Below are 26,861 nucleotides of genomic sequence, written 5' to 3'. Positions count from 1 at the left end.
TTATGGTGTTGCGGCTTCGCGAAAGCAGCCCCGACGTTTTCTGAGCCCTGATCCCTGCGTGGTGCCTGAGCCCCGCCCCCCGGCCGGTACTCCGGCAGCCAGGTGGCAAGCCGTGCGCGCACCTCCTCCGCTGTGGCCGAGCTGGTGGCGGCAATCCAGGCCACCGCCTCTTCCACGCACTGCCACTCGCCCTGGGCCTTTGCCACCCGTACGCGGGGATGGGGGGTGGGCAGGGTGTGCTCGTCGTCGGCAAGCAACTCCTCGTAGAGTTTTTCACCCGGCCGCAGGCCGGTGAAGATGATGGGGATTTCCCCTTCGCTTTTGCCGGCAAGGCGGATCATGAGCCGCGCCAGATCGACGATGCGCACCGGCTCGCCCATATCGAGGACGAAGATTTCGCCGCCGCGCCCCATGAGGCCCGCCTGCAGCACGAGCTGCGCCGCTTCGGGGATGGTCATGAAATAGCGCACCACCTCCGGATGGGTGACGGTGACCGGCCCGCCGGCCTCGATCTGGCTGCGGAATTTGGGCACCACGCTGCCGGAGGAACCCAGCACGTTGCCAAAGCGCACCGCCACGAAGTGGGTGCCCTGTCCCTCGAGGCTCTGGCAGACGAGTTCAGCGAGACGCTTGGAGGCGCCCATGACATTCGTTGGATTCACCGCCTTGTCCGTGGAGACCAGCACGAATTTCCCCACGCCCGCTTCGATGGCCGCACGCGCCGCGACCCAGGTGCCCAGCACGTTGTTCTTCAGGCATTCGAGGGCGTTGGCCTCTTCCATGAGGGGGACGTGTTTGTAGGCCGCGGCGTGATAGACGAGGCTGGGCCGATAATGGGCAAAGAGGGTCTGCATGCGCCGGGCATCGCGCACATCGGCGGCGATGAGATCGTAGTCGATGTCGGGAAAACGCGCGGCGAGCTCCTCGCCCATGCGGTAGAGGCCGAATTCCGACGCGTCCACCAGCACCAGGCGCGCGGGGCGGAAATGGGCGAGCTGCCGCACCAGCTCCGCCCCGATGGAGCCCGCCCCACCCGTCACCAGCACCGTGCGACCACCGATCGCCGCATCGAGGCCGGGCAGGTCGAGCTGGACCGGGTCGCGGCCCAGCAGGTCCTCCAGCTCCAGACCGCGCAGGCTCTGGATGGTGACGCGCCCCGCCACCACATCCTCCAGAGCAGGCAGCGTCAAGAGCTCCACCCCCGCCACCATGGCCAGCTCGGCGACGCGACGCTTCACCGTGTGGGAGGCGGAGGGGATGGCGAAGACGGCGACTTCCGCCCCCGTGCGGCGCACGATTTCAGGCAGCTTTGCGATTTCCCCCAACACGGGGACGTCCTGCAGGCGGCGGCCCAGCTTGGCGGGATCATCGTCCAGGAGCGCGACGGGGCGGAGAAGCGCGGGTGTGGAGCGCAGCTCACGCAGAAAAAAATCCGCCGCGGAACCCGCGCCGAGAATGACCGCAGGCCGCTTGCCCGGATGCGTCAGCGCCCCCAGCCGATGTTCCTTCCAGGCGCGATAGGCAAGGCGGCTGCCGCCCATCAGTACGATGAGCAACACAGGGTCGAGAATCAGCACGGAGCGGGGCAACACCACCGCGGGGAAGACGAACAACAGCACAAGGGGCGTGACGAGGGCACCTAGCCCCACCGCGACGAGAATGCGTTTGAGGTCGGGGAGACTGGCGAAGCGCCACATGCCCGCATAAAGCCCGAAACCGATGCAGCAGAGACCCTGTGTCAACACCACCCACGGCAGCCCCTGCCAGAACAGCGCGAAAAACTGCGCCGGCCAGTCCGGGGCAAAGCGCAGCCAGAAGGCCATCCCCCAGGCTGCTCCGGCGGCGATGAGATCGTGGAGGAAGGCAAGCAGGGCGCGGGGATTGCGCCAAGGCAGAAAAGGCATGCTTAGGTTTGAGAAATGCATCAGCTCGGGCTCAACAGACAAAGGTTCAATCCGGTGGGCGGCAGAGCGGATTATCCCTCACCCCAGCGCAGCGGGTGGCGGTTTGGACAGGACGCGCCAAGGGCATCGAGGGTTCCCCGGCCCTCACTGGGACTCCTTTCCGTTCGCCATCCGCACCCGGTCGCCGCTACCCGCCCCCAGCGCGGTGGCAAGGAGGATACGCAGGTACCGCGCTACGCCAAAGCCACGCAGCATTTCCGCATCCACCTGCGCCAGGCGAGCCGGGTCCGACATATCCACGCCACGGATTTGGGCCAGGCCGGTGATCCCCGGCCGCACGGCAAAAACGCCCAGCCGCTCGCGCTCGGCAATGAGCGCGCTTTGTGTCGGAAGGCACGGCCGCGGCCCCACGAGACTCATCTCGCCCTTGAGCACGTTCCAGAGCTGGGGCAGCTCGTCCAGTTTGCTGCGGCGCAGGAAACGGCCCCAGGGCGTGATCAGTTCGGGGCTTGCCTCATGGGTGGCCACCTGGGGCGCACCGACGCGCATGGTGCGGAACTTGTAGAGGACGAAGGGCTTTTGGTTGCGGCCTAGCCGAACCTGGCGGAACAGGGGTGTACCCGTGTCGAAGTAACCGACGACCACGATGAACACCATGAGTGGCGCCGCGGCAGCCAGAGCCGCGGCCGACAGCACCACATCCAGAAACCGGATCACGACAGCATCTCCCGCACCCCATCCGCGAGACCCACCCGCGCGCGCCAGCCCAACTCGCGTTCGATCTTCGCCGGCGAGTAACAGGCCGAATCGAGCAGCCGGGATACCACCTCGGAATTGAGCGGCAGCGGACGGCGCAACAGCGCACCCAGCGCATCGCCCAGCCGCCCACCCGCGCGCAGCGCCCAGGCCGGCGCGCTCCATCTCAAAGTCGGCGCGGGCGGCACGGCGAGAATCGCCTCGCAAAGCTCCCGGCCCGAATAGGCGCGGGCATCGGCGACGATGTAGGTGCGGCCGTTCGCCCTCGGGTGCTGCGCCACCAGGCGCATTGCGGCGACCACATCCTCCACATGCACGAGCGAGCGGCGGTTGCCCGTCTCCGGCAACAGCGGGAACCATCCGGCGCGCAAGGCGCGCGCGAGCCGCTCCAGATTGCCCCGTCCGCCGCGGCCATAGACCATCGCCAGCCGCAGATTCACCACATGCATCCCGTATTTCGCGCCGGCTTCCAGCACGGCATGCTCCGCCGCGCGCTTGGCTTGTCCGTAGGGTGTCGCAGGCTCACCGGGCCAGTCCTCATCGACGCAATTCTCGCCCGGCTCCGCCATCGCCTTCACACTGGAAAGGAACACGAAACGCCGCACCCCCGCCCCGCCCGCGGCCTCCACCAGATGGCGCGTCCCCTCGAAATTGATGCGCCAATGGGCATCCGGATCGGACGACGCGGACGCATCGGCAAGGCCCGCGCAGTGGAACACCGTATCGACCCCCTCGCAGGCGCGGGCAAGAGCAGCCGGGTCACCCAGATCGCCCACCACCGCATCGGGATCATCGGCAGGCCGGCGCACCAGGATGCGCTCGCCGGGCCGGCGCAGCCGGCGGCCGATGAAGCCAGTGGCGCCGGTAATGAGCACGCTCACGCCAACACCTCGCGATACACCGCCAGCGTCGCCTCGATCACCTTCTCCTGGCTGAATTCACTCACGGCGCGCTCGCGCCCGCGCGCCCATGCGCGCCCGCTCCTCCGGGCGCTCCAGCAGGCGGCGGATGACAACGCTCCCTCTTAGACTTAGAGCCGGGCGAATTCAAGCAGCTTTCGCGGATACTTGGACAGGATCTTGAAGTAATTGGTGCTGACACCATTTTCGCGGCACGCCTGCAAGACCTCACGGTTGAGCAATAGCGTGTTACGCAAACCGCCCGTGCTGATACCACCCATCTCCATCAGCACCAACACTTCTGGCCAGTGCCGGTAACGCAACGCTTGGCCGTGAAATGCCCGGACCACAAATTCGTAATCCCCGGCAATCCGATAATGGGTCTTGAAGTGGCCGACCCGCCTGACGACTTCTTTCCTAAAAAAGAGTGCGGGATGTGCTGGCATCCATCCCCAAGCCAATCGTTCGGGGGAAAAGCGATCCGAGCGGAAGCGTCGCACAATACGCTGCGGATCGCCCTTGCGAAAATATGCCACATCCCCCAAAAGAGCGTCCAACCCAGCTTGCCACATTTGACCCGCGACAGTCGAGAGAACACGAGAGTGCGCATAGCAATCGTCAGCATTGAGGAAACAGATAATGTCCCCCGTAGCGCGTTCCAATCCCTTGTTCATCGCGTCATAGATACCCTTGTCTGGCTCCGAAACAAACACGTCTACATGCCTGCCTTCACGCTCTATGATCGCTTGCGTACCATCTGAAGAGCCACCGTCAATGACCACGTGCTGGAGCCCCTGCCAGTCTTGGCCTGCTACGGACAGAAGAGCACGCCTGATGGTCAATGCACTATTGCGGCAAACGGTAATAACGGAAATGACAGGCGTGCTACTCATCTCTCAGTATCGAAGAAATTGCCGGGCAGCATCCTTCAACCACATTGGTATATACTTTTGTACGAAACGCCGGTAACGCAAGCGCCAGGCCGAAACCATTCCGGATTCGAAGTCAGGCACCAGAGCACGAACCATGGCGAGACATCTCTTTAGCTCAGCCTCGTATCTTTCATAGACAGCGTTTGGCTCGGAACACACATCGGTATAGAAACTGGACAGGCGGTCGAACTTGCCATTGTCGAGCAATTGGAATTGGTGGAAGTGATAGAAAATCAACGGTACACCTTCAACGGTAATATTGCCGTCTTTATTCATGCCAAAACAGTACTGCTCATAATTCCAAGGCGCAACCCCTGCCCCAGGGTGAACCAAAATGTGGCAAGACTGATAGCGGTCGGGCCATTCATCGAGGTACTTTTGATCGCCCATCTTGCCGTCTTCCAGCCTGTAGTAGCACCACTCAATACACTGCGCCCTCCAGCGGGAAAGACACGCCAATCCCTCGTCGTCCCGACGAAAACTGACCCACTCAACACAGAAGCGACCGTTTACCTCCCGGTCTTTCAACCGTGGCGGGAAGCGATGCTCAATGATGCCAATCGACGCCTCGCCGATTTCATCGAACAAAGGCTGCACGTCGGAATAAAAAAATAAATCAGCATCCAGGTAAGTTAGCAGATCTATTTGTGGATATTGCTGCATCACCCACCATGTGAAGCAAGACGACAGCGTCCAGCAGTATTCAGCCGCACCCCGCGTTGCTTTGGCTGCGAGGAGTTCTTCGTTTTCCACTTCCTCTAGGGGTACGCACACCACGGAAGGTAGCGACAAGGCCTCGAGAATAGACTGGGTCTGTTCATCCATGCACAAGACGTAAATTTTCATACCCTGGCAGTGGCGCTCCAGGCTGCGCAGCATGGCGAGACCCTTGAGGAGGTAATTGCTGTCGAACAGCGTGCAGAAATAACGCGTTTTCATGGAATCATTTTCTCACACACATATGTGCGATTGGCGGTGCCCACATCACCCTGAAGAGATTCGTCCAAAGTGTAGGTTGCAATCAGCTTCAGCCCAGAGCGTGAGAGCAGTTCCAGAAAGTGCGCTTCGTTGAAATGTATCTCGATCGTTTCTATGCCATAAGCCTTTTTGCGGTAATAGACGCTGGGCCTCCCCAAAACTACTGGCGTGCGGTGGAAAATGGCGTAACTTCGCGCCACGCGGGCAGTTTCAGCGATCGCGATCTCATACTTCGGTATATGCAAGAGACAGCACCCCGATATGACGATATCGAATTCGCCTTCGCCATATTCGAGCGCCGTTGCATCTTGGACGTCAAAATGACGATGTGGATACTTCCTTCGTGCCAGATTGATGAAGGCCTCGGAGTAGTCGCAGCCGACGTACTCGATATCAAGACCTGCAAGCTCCAACACCTCACAGTAGTAGCCGCTGGAGCAGCCCACTTCGAGTACCGACATCCCGCGCACGTTCGTCGGCAATCCCTTCAGGGCCTGGATCATGACATCGAACACAGCGACGGGTTCGCCACGACGGTACGCAGCAAGCTGGGCATCCACCAGCTTACGCTGCCGCTCAGGCAGGGCATCAGCCTTCCACGCATCACGTAGTCGGTCGGCTTCGGTGTCCGCCTCCTCGTTCTTCAGCGTGACATAGTCCGAGGACACCCCCGCCGAGGGGCCGAGGCAGCGGCGAAGCCGCTGTACCACGATCTTCAGACGGGGAAAGTGCTTGAGCGTTTGTAGTACTAGTTTCATTTCCGTTTTCGCGCAAGGTACCGATCGAGGATTGCCACCAATTCTTCCATGCGATGCCGGTAAGTATGTTCGCGAAGAGTACGCGCCTGCCCTGCGCGGGCAATTTGTTCAGCCTCTTCCGGGTGGTGTAGGTAGTAGTGCACCAGTTCTGCCGCCTCTTCCGGTGATGAATACGCCACGACTTCCTTTCCCACCTCAAACAACTCACCCAGGTTATGCTTGAGGTCGGTAATCAGCAATGTCCCGACACCCGTTGCCTCGTAGAGACGCATATTGTTCGCATTGTCTTCCGCGACATCGATATGGCGGTTGAGCGTGATCCGGCTGCGTGCAAGGGTGCGGTACATGTCCAGACCCCATACCTCGCCGTGGTGCCGGGCGCGGATGGGAGAATCCGCATCCAAGCTGTTCGCGCCGTAACCGAAGAACTGGATTGGCGTGTTGCGCGCCAGATATTCCAGCACTGGAATAGCCTTCCCATGATGACGGCTGATACCGCCCACGAAACTGACATCAATGTCCTTAGGCACGTTACCCAACTTCTCGAGCACCCGAGGCTCAAATCCGATGCGGAAATACTCTGCTGCCACGCCCAAGGCGCGCAGCCGCGGCACGAAGTGAGGAAAAGACGTTAGGATCAGATCGTAGCCGTGAAGGTAAGATTCCGGCGGCAACGGACAGGCAATCTGCCCCACGATCAGGCGAACGCGCTTTCGCAACTTAGAAAGCACCGTGGGCGGGAAGAAGCTCAGATCTTGGCAATACAGCACGTCGGGGGCCAACGCCTCCACTTGCGCAACCGCAATCTCCACCAACCCCGGCAAAGCAGCCAACCAGCGGCCAATCAGCGGGAGTCGAAAGAAGCGATGCGGCACGCGCAGCGCCAACGTGCTGTAGTGAACCCCATGCTCGCGGGCCCAGGCGACTTGTAAAGGCACGCAGTTGACGACTAGGTCGTACGCTTTCCGACCCAGAGCATTTAAATTTCGGCTGTAGAAATCAGATGTGCCAAAACACGCGTCCAGGACTGCACGTAGCTGCGTTTCGTAATCATCTTTGATTAAATCCGCTTCATGATGATAGAGGTGCGCTAAAAACGCAGAATAATAGGTGTCTACGATGGCGACTTTCATTCGATTTTGTTATTGCGAATTACGTAACGGCATGACAACCTTTTCCTCTTCTGTACCGGCTCGGATTATCTGGACACGGTTTTGCAACTCCGACCGCCTTTCGCATGGCATCAGCCTGACGGGCTTCGAGGGGTGAGATGGCTCTGCCGGTAAATGCTACAGAGAAATGAGATGACCGACATCCCGTCTTTCCTCTATAAAATCTAGACACAACTCCCCAAGCAATCATATCTCCACCAGATTTCTACTGTAGGAAACCCGTGAAGAGCCCAAATTCGTGCCCGGAAAATCGGGGTCGGCGCAAATGTAGGAGCAACCTTCGGGCAACGCCCAGACAGCATTGTGCCGGCCGTTTTTCAGAATATTTTCTTAATGCGCGCTCGAACATTATTGCTTATCATCTTGATAAGAATATAACGGCCCACAGCAGTGCACCGCTGGAATGTCGAACCAACAAGCATCCAGAATGCCAGCGCATGAACAATGTTAGAAGCAGAACCCTTTGAAAACCAGCGCGCCCACCTACCAAAGCGTCGCGAATTGCTTCCCCACTCGGGTAAGGAATAAACTGCCGTGCTGCACGACACTATGAGTTGGATACCCGAGCGACGCACGCGGTCGGCGAATTCGTAGTCTGCAAAATAATGCGGCAAAACTCGCGGGCGCATCGTGCCCGCTCTGGCAAAAGCTTCTATGGGGTACAACGTGCCCCGGCCGGAAAGCATCGAAACACTAATGTCCGCTTCTCTGTCCAAAGCACACTGGCCAATATCACTACTCAACAGATCGCAAACAGCCAGGCGCCAGTAATCGACTTTCGGCCCAATACTCAGAACCTCATATGGCGGCTTTTTGTCGCGAATTATGCTTCCCACAGCCGCACGGTTGTGTCTTTTGCTCACGTCCACCAAATTCCGGACAAAATCCGGCTTAAACTCGACATCGTTGTTCAGAAACAAGACGTAGTCGTCAGCATCTGCTCTCGGTAGTACATAACGCAGACCAGTCTCAATCGCCCCGGCCCACCACAGCGAGCCGTCTCCCTGCAGGGTCGTCACATCCTGCTGCGCCTCGAGGAATTCCCTGGTGCTGTCAGTTGACCCATCGTTGATCACGACAATATTCAGGGCAACACCTTGCTGCGCGCGCAAGCAGGTCAGTACTGTCTTTGTCATGTCCACCCTATTGAAGACGGGTATTAGTACATGCACACGCATAGTTGCATCGACCACGCGCATCATGATCCATGCTCACCCAGTTCTTGGCTGAAGAGCAACAAATCTTCCTCTCTATCCACTTCGCCCCATTTGCCCCTGTAAGGTACTGCAATGATGGGCAACCTACCGCCTTCGATAATCCGTTGCAGCATGCCGGTCATGTGTATCTTGTTGCACTCCGCTGGAGGGAGGCTAGCACGAATCCTGCACACCTCGGCCCACCCTTCTGGAGTGAAGCGCAACAGCCCCATGTACTGACCCTGTACCTCGTCCGCCGATTTTGGTCTGGTGCCAATCTCGGCCAAGGTTTGTTCTGGCGTGAGGCGGAAGCTTTCTGCATCTGCCAGCGGGTCGCCAAAGCGCTTGGTCCAGAGCGCGTGCCAATTGGGGTCGTAGGTCACGGCAAGTTGCGCCGGACAAGCCATCAACAAACGCACCGCCGTCGGACTATAAAAAATATCCGAGTAGCTCACGATGCACGGTTCAGCCTGTAGCCAATCCTGAGCGCAGGCCAGCGAGGAAACCATATTGGTTTCCGCCCAACGAGGGTTGTGGAATTCCACGAGTCCGCGTCCCGCCAGCATCTCCCGCTTGTAGCCAGTGACGATGGCAATTTCGCTAATACCTGCTTCGTGCAGTGCTTCTAGCTGCCAATCCAGCAGTGCTTTGCCGCGAAGTTCGACCAAACACTTCGGTCGCTCGTCGGTGAGATGTTTCATGCGGCGGCCGCGGCCAGCGGCAAGAATGATGGCCCTCATCCGAACAGACTCCGCACTCTCTCGATGTCACCCACTGCGAACACAGCCTCGCGTTCCGGATGCCACATCCAGCCTTCCCAGGGCAATGACCGGTGGCGAATTGCCTCGATTTCGCCATCTTCACTGCGCGCCAGTACCTCGAAACCGTCCGGACAAGCGGATAGCGCATAGCCGTGGTAGCTGTTCACCTCGCCTGAAATTGTTCCGGTCAGTTGATGCCGTGTCCGCACATGCCCACTCACCGCACGAAGGCCCGTACCGGCCCAATGCGCCATCATCTGCATGCCCCGGCAGATGCCCAGCACAGGCAACTGGTGTTCCTGAGCATGCGCCAGCAGCGCACGCTCGGTGTTGTCGCGCTTGACACACAGGCCAATATCGTTCCCGCCGGAAAGTACGACAGCCGATGGTTGCACAACCGTCAGCCAATCACGAATCGTACCACCCAAGGCATTCGGCACCGGCACCGGCATATAGCCGCAGCTGGCAACAAAAGCCGCCAGGCGCTGATCGAGTGCATCCCGTGTCTCATTGCGCTCGGGGAAGACGTCCACCCGCTGGCTGATGGCCACCACCTTCATGCCAGCACCTCCACCCGCCGTCCCGCACAATCGAGATGTAGGCGCTTGGCCTGGGACCAGCGCCGGTACAGCGCTTCACCGGCGCCAATCACAGCCGGTAGTCCCAATTCGCCCGCCCGAATGGCCATATGCGAGTTGGCACCGCCCCAAGCCGTGATTAGGCCGGCGATTGGGTAGGCAAAGAGCCAATCGAAGCCAGGGTCGGCGCTGGGAATGCAGACAATTGCCCCGGCCAACCGCTCACGAGCATCGCAACGCACGACTGGCGCCGTCACCTGCTTCTGGGTGATGAAATTTGGTGCTGTTTCCGGCCATTCGAAGGCCCACACATCCTCCGGCTTGGCAATCAGCGGCGGCAGTGAAATCTTCAATGTTTCGGCATAGCGTGCCTTGCCCTGCTCGATGGAGCGCAAGAGCACCTCTTTCGGGTCGGTCGCTGCAACGTGCAATTCCTTGAAGGCAGCAATGTCGCAATAAGCCAGATCCTCGCGGCTGATCCCGTGTTGTGCACCCACCTCAGCAATCAGCACCAAAGCATCCGACAGATTGCGCGTGAAATGGAACTTCGAGAGTTCGCGCAGTTCGATCCCCGCCTGCATGAAGTCGAACAACCCGACCGGATCAACTTGCAGGCCATGAGCTTCGAGCAGCTTCGCGATTTCGCGCATCTGCGGCAGGGTCAATGCGAATGGCTTCACCGACTCAGGTGCGGGCGGGCGCTGGGACCAATCAAAGTAAAGTTCCGGCGCCTCGTCATAGCGCGGCGAAAGAATGTCGTAGGTTCCAGGGCGCAGATGACCATAGCGCGCAAGGAAAGTGGTTTTGTCCAGCGTTGCCCGGGCGCGGGCCAGCTCGCTGCTCACCGTCGATACACTGCCGATGAAGGCATCGTAATCAGACTGCGAGAATACGCCCACCGTCACCAGCGATCGCAGCATCTGTACAGCGATAAATCCGGCCCTCGCCAATCCAGCAAAAGGCAATGTGCCGTAGCGCTTGGCATCTTCCAGCAACCAGTATATACGCTCTAGTGGATCGGCACTGGATGACAAAAGCTCCTCGCGCCGGGCGTTGAGGATATCGATCTTGGCTGCATCGCCGCGCCACAAGCCGTCCTTGGGGTGCACGATGCGGTTAGTGAGTTTGCGCAGGCTGTGCGCAATGGCTTCACGCTCGTGTTTCGAGAAACCGGCCTCGGCCAAGCGCTCCAGCCGCTGTGGCAAGTCCAGCGTATAGCAGGAGAACACAATTTCGAACTCTACCTTGTCGTGCAAGGTGGGTTCGGCCAACAAGCGATCGATGTAGTAATCGACCAGGCGCCCGGCCAGCCCTTCATCCAGATCGGCCGGAATGAAGGAGTTGAACGACAAGCGTACGTCGATATACGGCAGCCCGAAAAAATGCGGCATTAGCGGGAAGCTGCGCAGGTTGCGGTAACCGTAGTTATGGCGCTGGTAGGCCCAGATGGCATCGGTGATCAGTTCCCGATAGAGCGACAAGGCCAGCGGCTTGGGGCGGATGCCGACAATCTCCGCCGGGTTCCAGTCCGGCATCACACCATAGACGGTACGCCGCCCCATCAGGAAGGGGTGCGGCTGCATGCCGCGCGCCACCTTGCGCTGGATGGCGTCCAGACGGGCGGCTTGCGCTTCGGCGGATTCCGGGACACCCGGCAGGATCAATGGCCGGGCCTGCAACAGCCACAGCACCTCCTCGCCACACTCACAGGTCACCGCAAATTCGCAATCCAGCGGCACGCCGCCAAACAGCGCCAGCAGCTCGTCGATCAGCGCCAATACCGGCGCCAAGTGAGGAGGTGCTGGCACCGGTGAGCAAGCCGCCTGTTGCCACACGCGCCCGCCCATGCCGCTGGTCACCGCTGCGGTATCGCTGCCTTCCGACCAATTCACCACCCGATAGGGCGCGCAGGTATTGGGGTCATGCGAGAAAGCCACCCCAGAACGCACGACCTGAGTGAGTATCGGCTGAATCAGCACCTCATCGTTGGCACACGCTTCGCCATAGGAGGCGAAGACCTGTTCCACTGCGCTTTCCAACCCCTCGGCATCGACGTTCGGGATGGAGCGAAAAGCCCCCGCCTGGGAGGCCTCTCCACGATCCTCGCGGCCACAGCTAGAGCGAACGATCCACGGCCCAGCGCCGATGCTTTTGACGACACCACTCAGACAAGCCTGTCGATCTGCCTGCCAGTCGGCCCATCTGAACGAATACAACGGTGCGACACGGGCCGCCTTGAGCACTCCCTGTAAAGCCGCCAGCGTGCCGGCTTTGGTTGAGAAACTCAGGCTCATCGCTGATTATCGCAGTTGGGCAATCCAGATATGCGTCGAGTAAGGAATCTGAATGCTCGACGTACCGAGGGTTTGCAGATAGTTTTCAATCGCCCCAACGACACCAGGGAATGATGCCCCAGCCTGCCGCGCCAGGGTGGCGTGCGAACGCCATGCCTCGACACATTCTTCGATGGTCTGCTCATGCATCACACGGGAGTCGAGATGGACAACCGGACCGAACAAGCCGCTTGCATCAATGACCTCGGTCTGGTCTTCGCGGCGGGTGCCGTAGCTATATCCTGGCACACGCTCTTTAATAATGGCTTCAATTTGTGCCTGAATCGGGTCTTCCAAATGGCGATGGTTCCACATGCACGCAAACCAGCCGCGCGGCTTGAGAATACGGGCGGTTTCCTTAAGGGCTTGCTGCCGATCACAGACGTTAAACGAACTTCCAAAAGTGACCATGTCAAACGCTTGAGCAGGTTGACCTGTCGCTTCGCCCGTCCCCTCGTGCCAGCGGACATTGGCAAGCTTCTCGGTACGCTTGATACCGTGGGCACGCATTGCGTCGTTGGGCTCAACCGCCACGATATCCAAACCACGTGCTGCCAGCATCAAAGTCAAATGCGCCACCCCGGCGCCGACGTCACAAACCTTGTCGCCCTTTTCTGCGCCGGCAATCGACAGCATTGCATCAATCGCGGCATCGGCATAATCTGGGCGCTTCAGGTAAGCATCCGCAAGCGCGGTGTAGTCCCATTCGGTTTTCATACAACTTTCCTTTCGTTCAATCGGTTCAACAAATCTTCTGCCAGAGTCGCCACTGACCGCCCCGGCTCAAACTCAGCTACCCAGTTGGCCGCTTCAGGTTCGTCGATTGGCAAATCCAGTCCGGCTACATGGGTCAGCTCGCCAGCATCGAAGCGCCGGTAGATTCCCTTGGGGTCGCGCCGCCGCAGCTCTTCGATCGGCACTTTCAGATACACCTCGAAATAACCGGGCAGGTTGTCCCGGTTCCAGGCATGGACTTCCTTGAACAGGGAAATGGTAGCAATCACCACCGTCAGGCCCTGAGCGGCCAGAATGCGGCACAGGTGGGCGTACTGCATGGCCAGTGCCAGGCGGCGCTCACGGCTATGGTTTTCAACACTAGGGACCGCCGCGCCAAAAATCTCTCTTAATTGGTCTCCATCCAGGAGAACAACCTGCTCCCCTCTTGTTCTCAGCCTCTCCGCCACCTCCACGGCAACCGTCGATTTCCCAGCGCCGGAGAGACCGGTGATCCAGATTACTCTCCCGGGAACAAATGTAGCTGCCATACAAGCTACTCACCGTTCCCGGCTGGCCGCGTCGGATGCCTCCTGGCGAACAAAGACGCACAGCAGACTGTCGCCCAACCCCAGCGCATCAATGCCACGGTTGACTACCGCGATGAACAGCATGCCTATGCGTGTTGCCAGCCGAAGCGGTAACCGAGCGATGCGTCCTACCAAACCCGAGGCTATGCGAGCAGCGGCAGTAGCTTCCGGGGACCAGACTGGGCTAGGAACTCCCTGTTGGGCTGGCGCCGCGAGCACGCGCAACTGTAGTACCGTCCAAAGGTTTGGCGTGATAGTGCGCACACCGATCAAACACCAGCCTGTACGTCTACCCAGCGTCCGGAGACATGCGCGATTGAAGTGGTGCAAGTGGTAAGGGATATGCCAGTTGATCCAACGCTTGCGAAACAGGAAACGATAAATGGAGCCAGTATTGGGGACCGCGACAATGAGTCGGCCACCACGTTTTAACCGCGCAGCCAGCCTGCGGAGCAGCTCCGCAGGGTTCGGAATGTGCTCAAGGACCTGATTGAGGATAATCAAATCAAAGTTTACGCCAGGAAACGGGTCGTCGTATATCGATCCAATGTGGATCTGCAGGCCGTGATACGCCGCGATTGGCGCCACATTCGCGTCTGCTTCAACGCCGTACGCATCCGCGCCCATGGCACGGAGATCAAGAAGGGACTGACCGATTCCGCACCCATAATCAAGTACTGTCATGCCAGGTTTCGCGTAGTACTGACCCTGATTGTCCGTGCCCTGCCACCAACGTGACAGCCGAGCGACCCAGCCGTCTGGTGCACCCAACGGGACGGTTATCGAATCCGGTCCGATAAGGCGCCGCGGATAATACTTAGTATAGAGTGCAGGCAAATCTTTTTCGTCAAGTCTTGGAAACGTTTCGAATGCGCCGCAAGCCCCACATTTTGCCACTTGGAACGAGCCCGGATGGCCGTAGCGGTCATCAAACAGCGTTTCACCGCCACGTCCCACGGGCGCGCCACAGCAAGCGCAGGTGGTAGACGCATCGATACCACTCATCGCGGAATCCCGACGGAGCGTTTTAATGTCAGCGCAACAACATAGTGATCCGGCAGCAATACTGGCATGCCATCGTATTCATTTCGCATCCAACGTTCCAGTGCATTCTTCACACTGCCTACAGTCGGGGGATGGACGTATCCCCGAGAAGCGTGAACACGAGCGGTCTTCACCAGCCGGTATCCGGAGTAACGACGCCACCATCGCAACGACGGGAAGCGCACGTGCTCCGGGTACCTTATATACCACCAATTATTTTTTGCCATCCGGGCCATCAGCGAGTTGATATTACCGGTGAGCAATACGAGGACTCCGCCCACGGCTAGCCGCGGTGCAATTTGAGCCAAAAAACGTGGTATGTCGTACAGATGCTCAACCACGTCCATTGCACACACGACGTCAAACACAACCTCCTTCGGAAACGCATCGAGCGTCGGTTTGACAATGTGACCCTTTACTTCTGCAACCGATCTGGCTTTAGCAGAAGCTTCCACGCCAAAAGTGCGGCATCCCCTAGCCCTAACGTAATCGAGCATCGTTCCATCATTACACCCAAAATCGAGGACGTTCACATCTGAGTCAATCAGTCCGGAAACAAACTCCACGAGCTGTTCGGTTTTGTCTGTCTCAAAAGAATGCGCTTCCCAACGGCTAGTACTATCCCCTTGCTCATACAGCGCCACCGCCTGAAGGGGAGGGATTGCATTTTCAACATAGCCGGACAAACAGCGCTTGCATCGCCACAGTTCTGGGGTTCGGCGCAGTATTACCTCATGGGTGGCGAAGACGACCGGCTCGCGGTACTGAATCAAGCCCGCAGGAACGACACGCGGGCTACCGCAAAACGGGCAACCCCCAACACGGTAGCAGTTGTCAAGTACGATTTTGCCCATGAGCTCAGAGCTTCGTGTCACCAATGCGAAACAGTTGATTAACAGCTGCTCGCAACCGCGCCTTCTGAATAGCCCACCGGCTAGTCCGCCGGATACCTAAGAGCTCATACAGGCGTTCCAGTGTCACTACTGATTGCGTCCATCCTACAGAACATGCATACTCTGACAAGGTGTCCAGCAATACGTGCGTCTCGCTCTCGGACAGCCCGACTGCTTTGAGCAACGCCGGCTCAAGCTTAGAAATGAGCAAACGCAAACTCTCGTCATCACCGGCGGCTGCCTCTCTCAGCTGGCGCGTGAGCCGGATGGTCTTGAAATAGCGGAGACGTTTAAACTTCGAGGAACACAGCAGACTTACACCCTCGTTGGGGGCCTCGTAGCCCAAAACCCGTAGCACAGGAGCACACCGTCCCGTTATTTTTTCCATTGCCTCCCTCTCGGCGGCCAATTCGCGCCACTCGCCGACCCTGCCTGCCCGATTGATCACCTGTTTGCCCCCGCACTTCGCGAGGTACCGACGTTCTGCTTGAGCTGCCCTGTCGAATGACGAGGCATCGACAGCTTTGATAAGCTCCTTATCGGACCTTACCAGGCCGAGCCACTCTATGGCCTCTTTGAGAACCGCCACCGGCGCGGCCTTCGAATCTTCAAAGCGTATTAGTTTGCGATTGGGATGCGGCAGCCAGCACTCGTTAAACGCGCGCCAATGGTCGATTTTGTCCAGGAGAGTGAAAGCATCCGGAAAGAGAAGGTACTCATAAAACGGCACGCTAGCACCCTCCCGACGATAACGCGAGTACAATGCGTCTCGCGGGTCCCGCACAAAGTATACGACCCGGCACCGCCACAGTTCTTCCGTCGGCCATTCGTGCGACCATTGGACCTCAACCCCATCCTCGAACTTGAAGCAGTCCCGCTCCGAAAGCACGGGCAGCCACTGCTTGAGAATGTCTTCTCTAGGATCCAAAAACCACCCTCGTGGGGTGTTAATCCACATTGTCTGCCCCCGTGGGCCTACCCGGTACGTCTTAATGCCGAGGAATAACAGACAATTGATTAGCCAAGTTGCACCAGATGGCTCACGAGGGGAGATCAAAAGAACACGCTCAGCCAACGCAATTATCCCTTTGTGCCCACTCCGCCGCCGAGAGAGCCCAGCGCGCCTTTTGGTTCACCGCACCCCACCGCGTGTCATACGGCTCCCCGTTAAGGAAACAAGGCAGTACCTCAAACCGCTGAATATTGTCGATCCATTCGAGAAAGTTTAGATGCCTATCAAACGCCCCTGCCGCAATCGAATAGTTGCCGGGCATCAACCCCAAATCGACCGTTTCGTACGTCAACACATACTGCCCTTCCCTTATCTGCACTAGTTCGATGTCACGTTGATGAGAGCTCAATAGCGGCCGGCCAGTTTCATCAAAAATGATGAGCCAAAACGAAACGGCACCGGCGAATTTAGATACCAATTTGATCTCCAACCGAATATTTTCACCTATCAGAAAAGAAGTCCGTGGAACCATGTCCACACCTCCAATCAACGCCTCCACGAACACGATCCTTCCGTCGCCCCTGTTGCGCATATCAGGGGTCACTTGGATTATCAAGGATCTATCATGGAACCGCCCATAGGCGGCAATCACCTGCTGCGTTTCGCCAAACAGTTCGACGCGCCCCCCGCTCATTAACATGCACCGAGTACACAACGCACTGATCACGCCCATGTTGTGGCTCACCAGCAAGACGGTTCTGCCTTGTCCACTAACCTCCTCCATCTTACCCAGGCATTTTTTTTGGAACTGCGAATCTCCAACTGCCAGAACCTCGTCCACGATGAGCACGGATGGCTCGAGGTGGGCTGCAACAGAGAACGCCAATCGCATATACATTCCAGTAGAATAGTGTTTGACTGGCATATCCAGGAAACGCTCGACCTCCGCAAAAGACACAATCTCGTCAAACTTGCGTGCGATTTCTCTTTTCGGCATACCCAGGATGGCGCCATTCAAAAACACATTCTCCCGACCCGTCAATTCAGGATGGAAACCTGTGCCAACCTCGAGCAAGCTGCCTACCCGCCCTTTTATCGTGATCGTTCCAACGTCTGGCTTGGTAATTCTGGAAAGTATCTTTAAAAGCGTAGACTTTCCTGCCCCGTTTCTGCCAATTATTCCGATAACCTCACCACGATAGATGTCAAAATCCACCTCTCGCAGAGCCCAGAATTCTCCAACATCGTTAACGTCCGTTTTTCCTGCTAGGCGCGAAATCAGCTTTGCGGTAGCGGACGCTACTGTATCTCTCAACGAGTAATACCTTGGCCTTTCGTGAGCGAGCGCGTATTTTTTCCCCACGTTTCTTGCGGAAATAACAATATCCCGACTCATCTTGTGGGCCTTACTTGCTTCCTACAATACGTCCGCTAGCTGGTCTTCCACGGACCGGAAATAACGAAGACTTAGAATTGCAAATACGGTTACCAAAGCCACATTAATCAAAACCCTCTGACCCGAAATACTCCCGACCCCCAATAAAGCCCAACGAAAACCATCGACCATTAGGGCCATTGGGTTCAACACGTAAACCCACCATAGCCAATCAGGCACAAGAGCAGAGGAATAAAGAACAGGCGTGAGAAAAAGCATCAATTGCAAACCAAATGGAATGACATAGCGAAAATCGCGAAATTTTGCGTTTAGCGCAGAGAGACCGATAGAAACTGCCAAGGCGGTCAAAAGGGTCCCAGCGAGCCAAAGTGGCAAAGCGATCATCCGAAGGGACGGCACGCCCCCGGCAACAAAAAAGATAGATAACAGCAGGGCTAAATGAATGAGGGCATCTAGTAGGCAGGACAACGAAGCCGCCAGGGGCACAATTAAGCGGGGGAAGTACACCTTCGAGATAATCCGCGCGTCGGAGACCAGGCTGTTGGATACTTGATTAACAACAGAAGCAAACAGCAGCCAGGGAACAAGTCCGGCTAGAGCGAATTGGTGGTATGGAACGCCCTCAGAAGGCACCTTTACCACCCTACCGAACACAAACGTAAACACTAGCATTAGTGCCATTGGCTGCAAAGCCACCCATCCGAGACCAATCACCGTCTGCTTATAACGGACCTTTATATCGCGCCACGCGAGGAAAAGAAACAGCTCCCTAAACTCCCAAATCTCGCTCAACCACCACAATCCATATCGATTGTGCGGATTAATTGTTATGGTTCTGTCTTGATTCACCTCCTGCGTTAGCATGGGTACCTCTTTATGACGTCGACAACAGCGGAAACCTGTTCTGGCCCCATACTAACGGATATAGGCAGACTCAACTCTGTCGCATGCAACTCTTCTGCGATTGGATAGCTCCCCGCAAGAATACCTTGCATAGCTTTTTGGCGATGAGGTGGAATCGGGTAATGGATTTCTGTTTTGATACCCTGCTCCAAGAGCCACGCACGCAACTCGTCCCGGCGCTCGTAGCGCACTGCAAAAATATGGAAGACATCAAACTCGTCCTCGCGGCGTCGCGGCATCTTGAGCCAGTCGGGGAGCGAGGCAAAGTAGATCTCCGCCAAAGCGCGCTTATGCCGGATCATTTGATCTAGGTGACGCAGCTTGACGCGCAGCAGCGCCGCCTGTATTTCGTCCAGACGCGAATTGATCCCGATGTACGTGTTCACGTATTTCTGCTTTGAGCCATAGTTGCGGGTGTGACGGATACGGTCGGCGAGGGCATCATCGTTTGTCACGATTGCGCCCGCATCGCCGATGGCGCCGAGGTTTTTCGTCGGATAAAAGCTAAAGCAGCCAGCGTCCCCGAAAGTGCCCGTCAGCTGGCCGGCGAGCCTTGCGCCGTGTGATTGCGCACAGTCTTCGATGATTTTTAACCCGTGCTCCCTTGCAAAGGCACAGATTGCATCCATGCGACAGCTTTTCCCAAAAAGGTGCGTCACACATATTGCGCGGGTATTAGGGGTTATCGCCTCTGGAAGCCTTCTTGGATCCATATTGAATGTATCAAGCTCCGGTTCCACCAAGACCGGGCGATGACCTGCACGCACAATGGCGAGGATCGTTGCAATATAAGTGTTCGATGCCACCAGAACGTCGCTGTTTTTTGGCAAATCCAATCCCTCTAGAGCCAGAAACAGGGCATCCAGCCCATTACCCACGCCAATGCAATGTTTTGCGCCAACGTAGCGCGCAAACTCCCTTTCGAAGGCTTGCACCTCTTCCCCGAGCACGTACCACCCACTTCGGATGACACGCGAGGCGGCTTCTTCCAGCTCTGCCATGAAGGCACTGTTTGAGCGTGCAAGATTCTCGTAGTCAATCATAACTCGCTCGTTCATACGGAGTGTCAATGTAATCTGTCCGGTCGTAAGGGTGCGACGCCAGTACCAGCAACACGGCATTTTCTCCGAAGGTCATGGTGTGCCAGACTTTCGGCTCCACCAGAAGACACTGGCTTGGTTCAGAGAGAACAACGGTTTCTTCCGTGACGCCATCGTTCAAGTAGAGGGATACCGAACCGTTGATAGCGATCAGCGCTTGCCTCGTTACTTTGTGTCGATGCCCCCCTCGTGTTTGACCATTCGCCCCATAGATCCAGTAGATGCGAGCAATCTCAAAGGGCAGCGCGCGCTCCAGAACTGTTAGGGAACCACGGGAATCATTAAAGGTAGGCAAGGTGATGATTGGAAAATGTGACATGTTTGCGTTACTGAGGTAGCAAAATTCTCTCTAGTCGTTGGCAAAGAAGTTCGCGTAGGCAAAACGCACACCCTCTTCAAACCCCAGTCTAGCTCCCCACCCCAACGCCCTCATTCGCGACACGTCGAGCAGCTTCCTCGGAGTTCCGTCGGGTTTGCTGGGGTCGAAGGTGATTTTGCCTTCGTAGCCCACTACTCGGGCGATGGTTTCGGCGAGCTCGCGGATGGTGAGGTCTTCGCCCGTGCCGATATTGATGAGGGGGGGGCCTGAGGGTGTGGGGTTGAGGACTGAGTCGAATTTTTCATCCGGCAGGCTCATGAGGAAGACACACGCATCGGCCATGTCGTCGCTGTAGAGGAATTCCCGGCGTGGGGTGCCGGTGCCCCAGAGGCGGACGCAGGGTTCAATGCGCCCATTGCACACGTCCAGGAGTTCGCGTTTGAGTTCCGCCGGGATGGGGCCGTGGCGGGCCTCGTCGGCTTCGATCGCCGCCCAGTTGCGCTCGGCGGCGAGTTTGGCCAGGTGGAACTTGCGGATCATGGCCGGGATGACGTGGGAGGTTTCCAGGTCGTAGTTGTCGCCTGGGCCGTAGAGGTTGGTGGGCATAACGGCAAGAAACTGCGTGCCGTATTGCCGGTTGTAGGCCCAGCACATCTCAATCCCGGCGATTTTGGCCACGGCGTAGGGGCGGTTGGTGGGCTCCAGGGGGCCGGTGAGCAGATATTCCTCTTTGATGGGTTGCGGACAGTCGCGCGGATAGATGCAGGAGGACCCTAGGAACAAGAGCCGTTTGACGCCGGTGCGCCACGCCTCGTGGATGACGTGGGTCTGGATGGCGAGGTTGTCGCGGATGAATTCGGCGGGATAGGTGTTGTTGGCCAGTATCCCGCCCACTTTGGCGGCAGCGAGGAAGACGTATTCCGGTTGCTCCCGCTCGAAGAATGCCCGCACGGCGGCCTGGTCGGTGAGGTCGAGCTCGGCATGGGTGCGGGTGATGAGGTGGGTGTAGCCCCCTGCTTGCAGCCGGCGCATGAGGGCGGAGCCGACGAGGCCACGATGCCCAGCGACGTAGATTCTGGCATCGCGGTCCATGAATTCAGCCTTGTCGATCGTTGACTTCATAACCGTGGCGCTTGACCAGCTCATCCCGCTCGGCTTCCTTCAAGTCTTCGCGCACCATCTCGGCCACCAGTTCGGCAAAGGTGACTTTCGGCGTCCATCCTAGCTTGGCCTTGGCCTTGCTCGCATCACCGAGCAGGGTTTCCACCTCGGTGGGACGGAAGTAGCGGGGATCGACACGCACGATGGCCCGATCGCCCCAATAGCCCACTTCATCGACGCCTTCCCCTTCCCAGCGGATCGTCATGCCCAACTCGGCGGCCGCGGCGTTGACGAAGTCGCGCACGGAGTGCTGTTCCCCTGTGGCGATGACGAAGTCTTCCGGTTCGGGCTGTTGCAGCATGAGCCACATGGCTTCCACGTAATCGCGGGCGTGGCCCCAGTCGCGGCGGGCCGAGAGATTACCGAGATACAGGCATTTCTGTAGGCCAAGCTTGATGCGTGCGAGCGCCCGGGTGATCTTGCGGGTGACGAAGGTCTCGCCCCGGATGGGGGATTCGTGGTTGAAGAGGATGCCGTTGCAGGCATAGATGCCGTAGGCCTCGCGGTAGTTGACGGTGATCCAGTAGCCGTAGAGCTTGGCGACGGCATAGGGGCTTCTGGGGTAGAAGGGGGTGGTCTCCTTCTGCGGGATTTCCTGTACCAGGCCGTAGAGTTCGCTGGTCGATGCCTGATAAAAACGGGTGGTTTGGGTGAGCCCCAGGATGCGAATGGCTTCGAGGATGCGCAGCACGCCCAGGGCGTCGGAATTGGCGGTGTATTCGGGTTCTTCGAAGCTGACGGCCACGTGGCTCTGGGCGGCGAGGTTGTAAATTTCATCGGGCCGCACTTTTTCGATGATGTGGATCAGGCTTGAAGAATCCGTCATGTCGCCGTGGTGCAGGAAGAAGCGTGTTTCGCCTTCATGCACGTCGCGAAACAGATGGTCGATGCGGTCGGTGTTGAAAAGCGAAGTGCGGCGCTTGATGCCGTGCACCTCGTAGCCTTTGGCAAGCAGAAATTCGGCAAGATAGGCGCCGTCCTGGCCGGTGATGCCGGTGATGAGGGCTTTTTTGCTCATGGGATGTCCTTCGGGGTGACGGCATCGCCCAGCAGGGCAATGGCAGCGGCGGTGAGCCGTGGGACACATTCGTGCGCCGCCAGCCGAGCCGCGGCACGGGGATCGGCGATCACAGCCGGACTCCTTCCCACCTTGCCACGTCGTGAATCGGCAGACGCATGAGATTGGGGGCGGCAAGCACCACGTCCACCTTGCGATCGTCCAGGACCCGGCTCACCCTTCCCGCGATGCGCGCGGCAAGCCATGCGGGATTGTCCACCGGCACAGGCAGCTCCACCAGGAGGTCCACATCGCCGCCCCGCGCAGCATCGTCCACGCGGGAGCCGAAAAGGTAGACGACCGCGTCTGCCCCCGCCTGCTCGCGCACGACCGCACGGATGGCTTCCACCTGCGCTGCGCTCAGGCGCATGATTCCGGCCTCTCCCGCCCAAGCCGGGCGGCCTCCTCGCGCAGGGTGGCGATCTCCTGCTCCAGGGCCTCGGCTTCGGCGAGCTTGATCCTCAGGTATTCCACCGTCAGCCGCGTTTTCTCCGCCACCCCCTTGGGCGTGAGCACATAGAGATAGGCGAGCTTGTTTTCGCTGTTGCGGAAATTGCGCGCCTTGACCAGGCCCTTGTCCATAAGGGCACGCAGACAATAATTCACCTTGCCCAGGCTCACCCCCAGCTCCCGGGCAATCGCCCGCTGGGAGGCTTCCGGGTTGGCCTCCAGGAGCTTGAGCAGCCGGTAGCGGGTCGCGGTATCCAGCACGGTGCGTTCATTCATTGAACGCTGGATTTGACCATACCACCGGCAGGGTGTCAACGCGATGGCTGGGTGGCCCCCGGCTCAGAACACCCGTTCCTCGAGGAGGCTGCGTAGGTATTGGCCGTAGCGGCTTTTGCCGAGGGCATCGGCCAGGCGCAGGAGCTGTTCGCCGTCGATGTAGCCCATGCGCCAGGCGATCTCCTCCGGGCAGGCGATTTTCAGGCCCTGGCGGCGTTCGATGGTTTCGATGAAGCGGGCGGCTTCCAGCAGGGTTTCGTGGGTGCCGGTGTCGAGCCAGGCCATGCCGCGCCCCATGATGCAGACTTCCAGCTCGCCCCGCTCGAGATAGGCGCGGTTGACGTCGGTGATCTCCAGCTCGCCCCGCGGGGAGGGCTTGAGGGCGCGGGCGATTTCGATCACCTGGTTGTCGTAGAAGTAAAGCCCGGTAACGGCGTAGCGGGAGCGGGGTTTGGCGGGTTTTTCCTCGATGGAGATCACCCGCCGGTCGGGGCCGAATTCCACCACGCCGTAGCGTTCCGGGTCCTGCACGGGATAGGCGAAGACGGTGGCGCCGCTTTGCTTGGCCGCCGCGCGCTTGAGGTCCTGCGCGAGCTCATGGCCGTAGAAGATGTTATCCCCCAGCACGAGCGCGCAGCCGCCGCAGCCGATGAAGGTGGCACCGATGAGAAAGGCCTGGGCGATGCCTTCCGGACGCGGCTGCACCGCATAGGAAAAGGAAAGCCCCCACTGGCTGCCATCGCCCAGAAGCTGGGTAAACCGCGGGGTATCCTGGGGGGTGGAGATGACGAGAATGTCCCGGATGCCCGCCAGCATCAGCGTGCTCAAGGGGTAATAGACCAACGGCTTGTCATACACCGGCAAAAGCTGCTTGGACACCGCCAGGGTCACGGGATGCAGCCGCGTGCCGGCTCCGCCGGCAAGGAGAATGCCTTTCATGATCGCGCGCGTTCTGGAAACCAAGGCACGATATTAACCCGACTGCGCGGGGAGGGGCAGGGTGTTGGCCGACCGACCACGAAAAAAACAAGGCAAAGCAAGAGGCCAAGGCTGCCGGTCCCCTTTACGGTCTTGGTTCGCCTGAACCCGGCCTGGGGGGGGCCCAGCCTGTTCGCCATAGTGGGTCCGCTGCAGGCTGCACCGTCATGACCGCTTTGCCGGTGGCAGCGCGCCGACTCGGTCCGGTTCGCCCGGCCATACCCCGACGAGGGAGGCGTGAGAGCCATGCCGCTTCGCCCTTTCCCCAAGGGCTTTGCGAGAGGCTGCAGACATTCGGCGGATGGCTCCCAAACCGCTCTGAATCGTTGTTTACCGCGACCGACGCCACCCGGTCTGGGGCGCTTGTTTCGCGTCGCGAAAAGATGTGCGGGTCGTCAACGCAACGCGGGTTGCATATACTCTTGGCATTCTCAGCTCAAAGGCCTGCCTGCACCGCATGGGCGGCGTTCCTCGCCCAGTTTATATGAGAATCCTCCTCGTCACCCCTGCTTCGCCTTTCACGCCACGCTCCGGTGCGGAGCAGCGGACGGCTCTGCTCCGCGACGCCCTGGCGGAAAAGGGTGAGGTCAAGGGTGAGGTCGATGTACTGCTGCTCGAGCCGGGTGATGAAACCCGTGTCGCAAGCTCCCCGGATCCCCGCATTCTTGCCCAGGCATGCTGGCGAAATCTGCCGTTGGGAATCGCAAAATATCGCCCGGACGAGACTCTGACACGGCAAGTCAACGAAATCGCTCCACTCGTGGACTACGATCTGATCGTCGGCCGCTACCTCAATCCCATCTGCAAGCTCAGACTGCCACGCGGCGTGAAGACCCTCGTGGACCTCGACGATTGGGGCTATCGCTATGGCGGGGATGCCTGGTGGACGCCCAAGGGTGCCGTCGCGCGGGCGAAATCGGCATATGCCAGGGCGCTGGCCCGAGCCCAGCTCCGCCGCTTCGATGCATTCTTCTTCACCTCCCAGCGCGACCGCGTGAAGGAACCGGGCGTGGAGGGCAAGGTTCTTCCCAACGTCCCGTTCGCTCCGCCGGCAGCACCGCTGCCCCCAACGGACAGCAAAAACATCCTTTTCGTCGGCGCGCTTTGGTATGGCCCGAACCGGCACGGCATCGCGTGGTTCCTGAAACACTGCTGGCCTCGCATCCGTGCCCACGTACCGGAAGCCACGCTGACTCTGGTCGGCGCAGCCCCGGAGAAGCTGCGCGCCGACTGGGAACAACTTCCGGGTGTGAAGGCACCCGGATTCGTGGAGGATCTCAGCGCAGCCTACCGGAACGCTGCGTTCACCATCGCGCCCATTCATTACGGAGGGGGGACGAACATCAAGATACTGGAGTCGCTCGCCTACGGAAGGGCGTGTGTGGCAACACCCCACGCCTCAGAGGCATTCGCGCAGGACCTCGTGAAAACCGGCGCCCTTCTCGTGGCCCCCGACGACGGCGCATTCAGCGACGCCTGCATCCAAGGGTTGCGGACGGCTGGCGTTGGGCGTCAGGCCCTTCAAGATGCCCACGAGATGACGGCGAGACTCTACTCGCCGGAAGCCTTCCGGGCTACGGTTCACCGCCTGACCGGGCGTCTGTTGGGCGGGTCGTCGTTTTCCTTCTCCAATTCCACCGTTCAGGAGAGCAGACCATGAAGTTGTTCCGGGATGCTTTCATCCTCTTCCGTAACCGGCTGGAGGTCAGTGGGCCGCTGCGGCGACGGCAGCGGCGGCCCAATAACCCATCGCCCCGAGGCACGTCGCCACGCCGCTATCTGATTGTTCCCGGCGACCCCTATGCGCCCTCCGGCTCCCTGGGCGACGTTGCCATGCTCTGCGCCTTCATCGGGTCGATTCGTGGCTGCGTACCTGTCAGGTTCGGGACTCTGAGCAATGTTTGGATCGCGGCCTGGCAGAAAGACTCGCTTGGGCAATCGCCCGGCGGGACGACGCCCGCAGGCGGATCAAGGCGCGCCTTCCCCACGTGATGGCGCTTGCACGGAAAAACCTCTCGCCCTGCAACGGGGTGCCGGTTAATGATGCGGGCTCGGTAGCACGTGATCATGGGCCCGGAGGAGAAGGCGATGGATGACGGGACAACAACGGCTCACGACCCCCGCCGGCACGAGAGCGTCTGCCCGCTGTGCAACGCCACAGTTAGGGTTCTCTTCCAGCATGAAGTGTTGCAGAAGCACCTGGCGGCGTTCTTTCATTGCCCGCCCTGTGACTACGTTTTCGCTGCCGATCCATTCTGGCTTGCGGAGGCCTACCGGGACGCAGCCCTGGTGGCAGTTGACACGGACGTGGCCGTGCGCAACATCTTCACTGCCCTGCGGCTAGCCGCGCTGTACTACTTCGCCCTGCCCGGAGCGGCCCGGGGCGCCTGCCTGGATGCAGCCGGAGGTTATGGTTTGCTGACCCGCCTTTTGCGGGACCTCGGTTTCGATTGTTACTGGAGCGACCCCTACGCGCCCAATCTGTTCGCGCGTGGCTTCGAGTACGGAATCGAACACCAGCGGTGCACGGTCGTGAGCGCGGTGGAGGTGCTGGAACACACCCCCAATCCCCTTCAGTTCGTTCGCGACACGCTGGCTGCAAGCAGCGCCTCCTACATGGTTTTCACCACCGAGGTCTTTCCGGACGGACACCCACCTGCGCCCGGCGCGTGGGGATACTACTCCCGCGGATTCAAGTTTGAAGTGCAATTTTGATTAACGGGTAGGTGGGTCAGAATGTGCGAGCATTTTGCCCCATCAA

Annotated in this window: 27 protein-coding genes; 2 read left to right on the top strand and 25 right to left on the bottom strand. The window is 59.1% G+C overall.

Annotated elements, in window-relative coordinates; genetic code table 11:
- From K6T56_11820 to rfbA, 25 genes are all read right to left on the bottom strand, one after another.
- On the bottom strand, positions 1-1,904 hold a 1,904-nt coding region (locus K6T56_11820), incomplete at its 3' end, for a polysaccharide biosynthesis protein (protein MCL6557034.1).
- Between the two features lie 144 nt (positions 1,905-2,048).
- Positions 2,049-2,621, bottom strand: coding sequence for a sugar transferase (locus K6T56_11815; protein ID MCL6557033.1), 573 nt, complete (start codon positions 2,619-2,621; stop codon positions 2,049-2,051).
- Positions 2,618-3,541 (bottom strand): NAD-dependent epimerase/dehydratase family protein, encoded by a 924-nt coding sequence (locus tag K6T56_11810; protein ID MCL6557032.1) that lies wholly within the window; start codon positions 3,539-3,541, stop codon positions 2,618-2,620. The genes K6T56_11815 and K6T56_11810 overlap by 4 nt, the downstream gene beginning before the upstream one ends.
- 149 nt (positions 3,542-3,690) lie before the next feature.
- Complete coding sequence (locus K6T56_11805) at positions 3,691-4,452, bottom strand: glycosyltransferase (protein ID MCL6557031.1); 762 nt, start codon at positions 4,450-4,452, stop codon at positions 3,691-3,693.
- A 3-nt stretch (positions 4,453-4,455) separates the two neighbouring features.
- Positions 4,456-5,430, bottom strand: a complete 975-nt coding sequence (locus K6T56_11800) for a hypothetical protein (GenBank protein MCL6557030.1) — start codon at positions 5,428-5,430, stop codon at positions 4,456-4,458.
- Positions 5,427-6,227 (bottom strand): class I SAM-dependent methyltransferase, encoded by an 801-nt coding sequence (locus K6T56_11795; protein ID MCL6557029.1) that lies wholly within the window; start codon positions 6,225-6,227, stop codon positions 5,427-5,429. The genes K6T56_11800 and K6T56_11795 overlap by 4 nt, the downstream gene beginning before the upstream one ends.
- Complete coding sequence (locus tag K6T56_11790; GenBank protein MCL6557028.1) at positions 6,224-7,360, bottom strand: glycosyltransferase; 1,137 nt, start codon at positions 7,358-7,360, stop codon at positions 6,224-6,226. The genes K6T56_11795 and K6T56_11790 overlap by 4 nt, the downstream gene beginning before the upstream one ends.
- Positions 7,361-7,716: 356 nt before the next feature.
- Positions 7,717-8,601: a glycosyltransferase family 2 protein gene (locus K6T56_11785; GenBank protein ID MCL6557027.1), complete on the bottom strand. Its 885-nt coding sequence runs from the start codon at positions 8,599-8,601 to the stop codon at positions 7,717-7,719.
- Entirely contained in the window at positions 8,598-9,335 is a 738-nt protein-coding gene (locus K6T56_11780; GenBank protein ID MCL6557026.1) for a phosphocholine cytidylyltransferase family protein, read from the bottom strand. The genes K6T56_11785 and K6T56_11780 overlap by 4 nt, the downstream gene beginning before the upstream one ends.
- Positions 9,332-9,916 (bottom strand): gamma-glutamyl-gamma-aminobutyrate hydrolase family protein, encoded by a 585-nt coding sequence (locus K6T56_11775; protein ID MCL6557025.1) that lies wholly within the window; start codon positions 9,914-9,916, stop codon positions 9,332-9,334. Before K6T56_11775 ends, K6T56_11780 begins: the two co-directional genes overlap by 4 nt.
- Complete coding sequence (locus tag K6T56_11770; GenBank protein ID MCL6557024.1) at positions 9,913-12,228, bottom strand: hypothetical protein; 2,316 nt, start codon at positions 12,226-12,228, stop codon at positions 9,913-9,915. The genes K6T56_11775 and K6T56_11770 overlap by 4 nt, the downstream gene beginning before the upstream one ends.
- Positions 12,229-12,234: 6 nt before the next feature.
- On the bottom strand, positions 12,235-12,984 hold the full coding sequence (locus K6T56_11765) for a methyltransferase domain-containing protein (protein MCL6557023.1): 750 nt from the start codon (positions 12,982-12,984) through the stop codon (positions 12,235-12,237).
- A complete protein-coding gene (locus K6T56_11760; GenBank protein ID MCL6557022.1) occupies positions 12,981-13,532 on the bottom strand; it encodes an adenylyl-sulfate kinase in 552 nt (183 codons plus the stop codon). Before K6T56_11760 ends, K6T56_11765 begins: the two co-directional genes overlap by 4 nt.
- Before the next feature lie 9 nt (positions 13,533-13,541).
- A complete protein-coding gene (locus K6T56_11755) occupies positions 13,542-14,576 on the bottom strand; it encodes a methyltransferase domain-containing protein (protein ID MCL6557021.1) in 1,035 nt (344 codons plus the stop codon).
- Positions 14,573-15,469 (bottom strand): class I SAM-dependent methyltransferase, encoded by an 897-nt coding sequence (locus K6T56_11750; protein MCL6557020.1) that lies wholly within the window; start codon positions 15,467-15,469, stop codon positions 14,573-14,575. The genes K6T56_11755 and K6T56_11750 overlap by 4 nt, the downstream gene beginning before the upstream one ends.
- A 4-nt stretch (positions 15,470-15,473) precedes the next feature.
- Positions 15,474-16,436 (bottom strand): sulfotransferase domain-containing protein, encoded by a 963-nt coding sequence (locus tag K6T56_11745; GenBank protein ID MCL6557019.1) that lies wholly within the window; start codon positions 16,434-16,436, stop codon positions 15,474-15,476.
- A 139-nt stretch (positions 16,437-16,575) separates the two neighbouring features.
- Complete coding sequence (locus K6T56_11740; GenBank protein ID MCL6557018.1) at positions 16,576-17,856, bottom strand: ABC transporter ATP-binding protein; 1,281 nt, start codon at positions 17,854-17,856, stop codon at positions 16,576-16,578.
- Positions 17,857-17,877: 21 nt separating this feature from the next.
- Positions 17,878-18,720 carry an ABC transporter permease gene (locus K6T56_11735; GenBank protein ID MCL6557017.1) on the bottom strand — a complete coding sequence of 281 codons (843 nt, stop codon included), beginning with the start codon at positions 18,718-18,720 and terminating at the stop codon, positions 17,878-17,880.
- Positions 18,714-19,802: a DegT/DnrJ/EryC1/StrS family aminotransferase gene (locus K6T56_11730; protein MCL6557016.1), complete on the bottom strand. Its 1,089-nt coding sequence runs from the start codon at positions 19,800-19,802 to the stop codon at positions 18,714-18,716. The genes K6T56_11735 and K6T56_11730 overlap by 7 nt, the downstream gene beginning before the upstream one ends.
- Positions 19,795-20,178 (bottom strand): FdtA/QdtA family cupin domain-containing protein, encoded by a 384-nt coding sequence (locus K6T56_11725; GenBank protein ID MCL6557015.1) that lies wholly within the window; start codon positions 20,176-20,178, stop codon positions 19,795-19,797. Before K6T56_11725 ends, K6T56_11730 begins: the two co-directional genes overlap by 8 nt.
- A gap of 30 nt (positions 20,179-20,208) precedes the next feature.
- The gene (locus K6T56_11720; protein ID MCL6557014.1) at positions 20,209-21,270 is read right to left on the bottom strand and encodes a GDP-L-fucose synthase; all 1,062 of its coding nucleotides are present in this window, start codon (positions 21,268-21,270) and stop codon (positions 20,209-20,211) included.
- A gap of 4 nt (positions 21,271-21,274) precedes the next feature.
- Positions 21,275-22,357, bottom strand: coding sequence for a GDP-mannose 4,6-dehydratase (gene gmd, locus K6T56_11715; GenBank protein ID MCL6557013.1), 1,083 nt, complete (start codon positions 22,355-22,357; stop codon positions 21,275-21,277).
- A gap of 109 nt (positions 22,358-22,466) precedes the next feature.
- A complete protein-coding gene (locus tag K6T56_11710; GenBank protein MCL6557012.1) occupies positions 22,467-22,766 on the bottom strand; it encodes a nucleotidyltransferase domain-containing protein in 300 nt (99 codons plus the stop codon).
- Positions 22,757-23,122 carry a MarR family EPS-associated transcriptional regulator gene (locus K6T56_11705; GenBank protein MCL6557011.1) on the bottom strand — a complete coding sequence of 122 codons (366 nt, stop codon included), beginning with the start codon at positions 23,120-23,122 and terminating at the stop codon, positions 22,757-22,759. The genes K6T56_11710 and K6T56_11705 overlap by 10 nt, the downstream gene beginning before the upstream one ends.
- A 63-nt stretch (positions 23,123-23,185) precedes the next feature.
- Entirely contained in the window at positions 23,186-24,061 is an 876-nt protein-coding gene (gene rfbA / locus K6T56_11700; protein MCL6557010.1) for a glucose-1-phosphate thymidylyltransferase RfbA, read from the bottom strand.
- A 523-nt stretch (positions 24,062-24,584) separates the two neighbouring features.
- Here rfbA and K6T56_11695 point away from each other — a divergent pair.
- A complete protein-coding gene (locus K6T56_11695; GenBank protein MCL6557009.1) occupies positions 24,585-25,760 on the top strand; it encodes a glycosyltransferase in 1,176 nt (391 codons plus the stop codon).
- Between the two features lie 428 nt (positions 25,761-26,188).
- Positions 26,189-26,815 (top strand): class I SAM-dependent methyltransferase, encoded by a 627-nt coding sequence (locus K6T56_11690; GenBank protein MCL6557008.1) that lies wholly within the window; start codon positions 26,189-26,191, stop codon positions 26,813-26,815.
- Positions 26,816-26,861 lie beyond the last annotated feature (46 nt).

Source organism: Burkholderiales bacterium, from assembly GCA_023511995.1.
Classification (GTDB): Bacteria; Pseudomonadota; Gammaproteobacteria; order Burkholderiales; family Thiobacteraceae; genus Thiobacter.
This window is presented reverse-complemented; position numbering and strand designations above follow the sequence as displayed.

What these genes read in the sequence shown, in the direction of transcription:
- K6T56_11705 (MCL6557011.1), bottom strand. Translation starts at nt 23,122, where the DNA reads ATGAATGAACGCACCGTGCTGGATACCGCGACCCGCTACCGGCTGCTC.
- K6T56_11725 (MCL6557015.1), bottom strand. Translation starts at nt 20,178, where the DNA reads ATGTCACATTTTCCAATCATCACCTTGCCTACCTTTAATGATTCCCGT.
- K6T56_11760 (MCL6557022.1), bottom strand. Translation starts at nt 13,532, where the DNA reads ATGGCAGCTACATTTGTTCCCGGGAGAGTAATCTGGATCACCGGTCTC.
- K6T56_11695 (MCL6557009.1), top strand. Translation starts at nt 24,585, where the DNA reads ATGAGAATCCTCCTCGTCACCCCTGCTTCGCCTTTCACGCCACGCTCC.
- K6T56_11800 (MCL6557030.1), bottom strand. Translation starts at nt 5,430, where the DNA reads ATGAAAACGCGTTATTTCTGCACGCTGTTCGACAGCAATTACCTCCTC.
- K6T56_11795 (MCL6557029.1), bottom strand. Translation starts at nt 6,227, where the DNA reads ATGAAACTAGTACTACAAACGCTCAAGCACTTTCCCCGTCTGAAGATC.
- K6T56_11755 (MCL6557021.1), bottom strand. Translation starts at nt 14,576, where the DNA reads ATGAGTGGTATCGATGCGTCTACCACCTGCGCTTGCTGTGGCGCGCCC.
- K6T56_11740 (MCL6557018.1), bottom strand. Translation starts at nt 17,856, where the DNA reads ATGAGTCGGGATATTGTTATTTCCGCAAGAAACGTGGGGAAAAAATAC.
- K6T56_11730 (MCL6557016.1), bottom strand. Translation starts at nt 19,802, where the DNA reads ATGATTGACTACGAGAATCTTGCACGCTCAAACAGTGCCTTCATGGCA.
- K6T56_11770 (MCL6557024.1), bottom strand. Translation starts at nt 12,228, where the DNA reads ATGAGCCTGAGTTTCTCAACCAAAGCCGGCACGCTGGCGGCTTTACAG.
- K6T56_11750 (MCL6557020.1), bottom strand. Translation starts at nt 15,469, where the DNA reads ATGGGCAAAATCGTACTTGACAACTGCTACCGTGTTGGGGGTTGCCCG.
- K6T56_11780 (MCL6557026.1), bottom strand. Translation starts at nt 9,335, where the DNA reads ATGAGGGCCATCATTCTTGCCGCTGGCCGCGGCCGCCGCATGAAACAT.
- K6T56_11785 (MCL6557027.1), bottom strand. Translation starts at nt 8,601, where the DNA reads ATGATGCGCGTGGTCGATGCAACTATGCGTGTGCATGTACTAATACCC.
- K6T56_11790 (MCL6557028.1), bottom strand. Translation starts at nt 7,360, where the DNA reads ATGAAAGTCGCCATCGTAGACACCTATTATTCTGCGTTTTTAGCGCAC.
- K6T56_11775 (MCL6557025.1), bottom strand. Translation starts at nt 9,916, where the DNA reads ATGAAGGTGGTGGCCATCAGCCAGCGGGTGGACGTCTTCCCCGAGCGC.
- K6T56_11710 (MCL6557012.1), bottom strand. Translation starts at nt 22,766, where the DNA reads ATGCGCCTGAGCGCAGCGCAGGTGGAAGCCATCCGTGCGGTCGTGCGC.
- K6T56_11690 (MCL6557008.1), top strand. Translation starts at nt 26,189, where the DNA reads ATGGATGACGGGACAACAACGGCTCACGACCCCCGCCGGCACGAGAGC.
- gmd (MCL6557013.1), bottom strand. Translation starts at nt 22,357, where the DNA reads ATGAGCAAAAAAGCCCTCATCACCGGCATCACCGGCCAGGACGGCGCC.
- K6T56_11765 (MCL6557023.1), bottom strand. Translation starts at nt 12,984, where the DNA reads ATGAAAACCGAATGGGACTACACCGCGCTTGCGGATGCTTACCTGAAG.
- K6T56_11805 (MCL6557031.1), bottom strand. Translation starts at nt 4,452, where the DNA reads ATGAGTAGCACGCCTGTCATTTCCGTTATTACCGTTTGCCGCAATAGT.
- K6T56_11735 (MCL6557017.1), bottom strand. Translation starts at nt 18,720, where the DNA reads ATGCTAACGCAGGAGGTGAATCAAGACAGAACCATAACAATTAATCCG.
- K6T56_11720 (MCL6557014.1), bottom strand. Translation starts at nt 21,270, where the DNA reads ATGGACCGCGATGCCAGAATCTACGTCGCTGGGCATCGTGGCCTCGTC.
- rfbA (MCL6557010.1), bottom strand. Translation starts at nt 24,061, where the DNA reads ATGAAAGGCATTCTCCTTGCCGGCGGAGCCGGCACGCGGCTGCATCCC.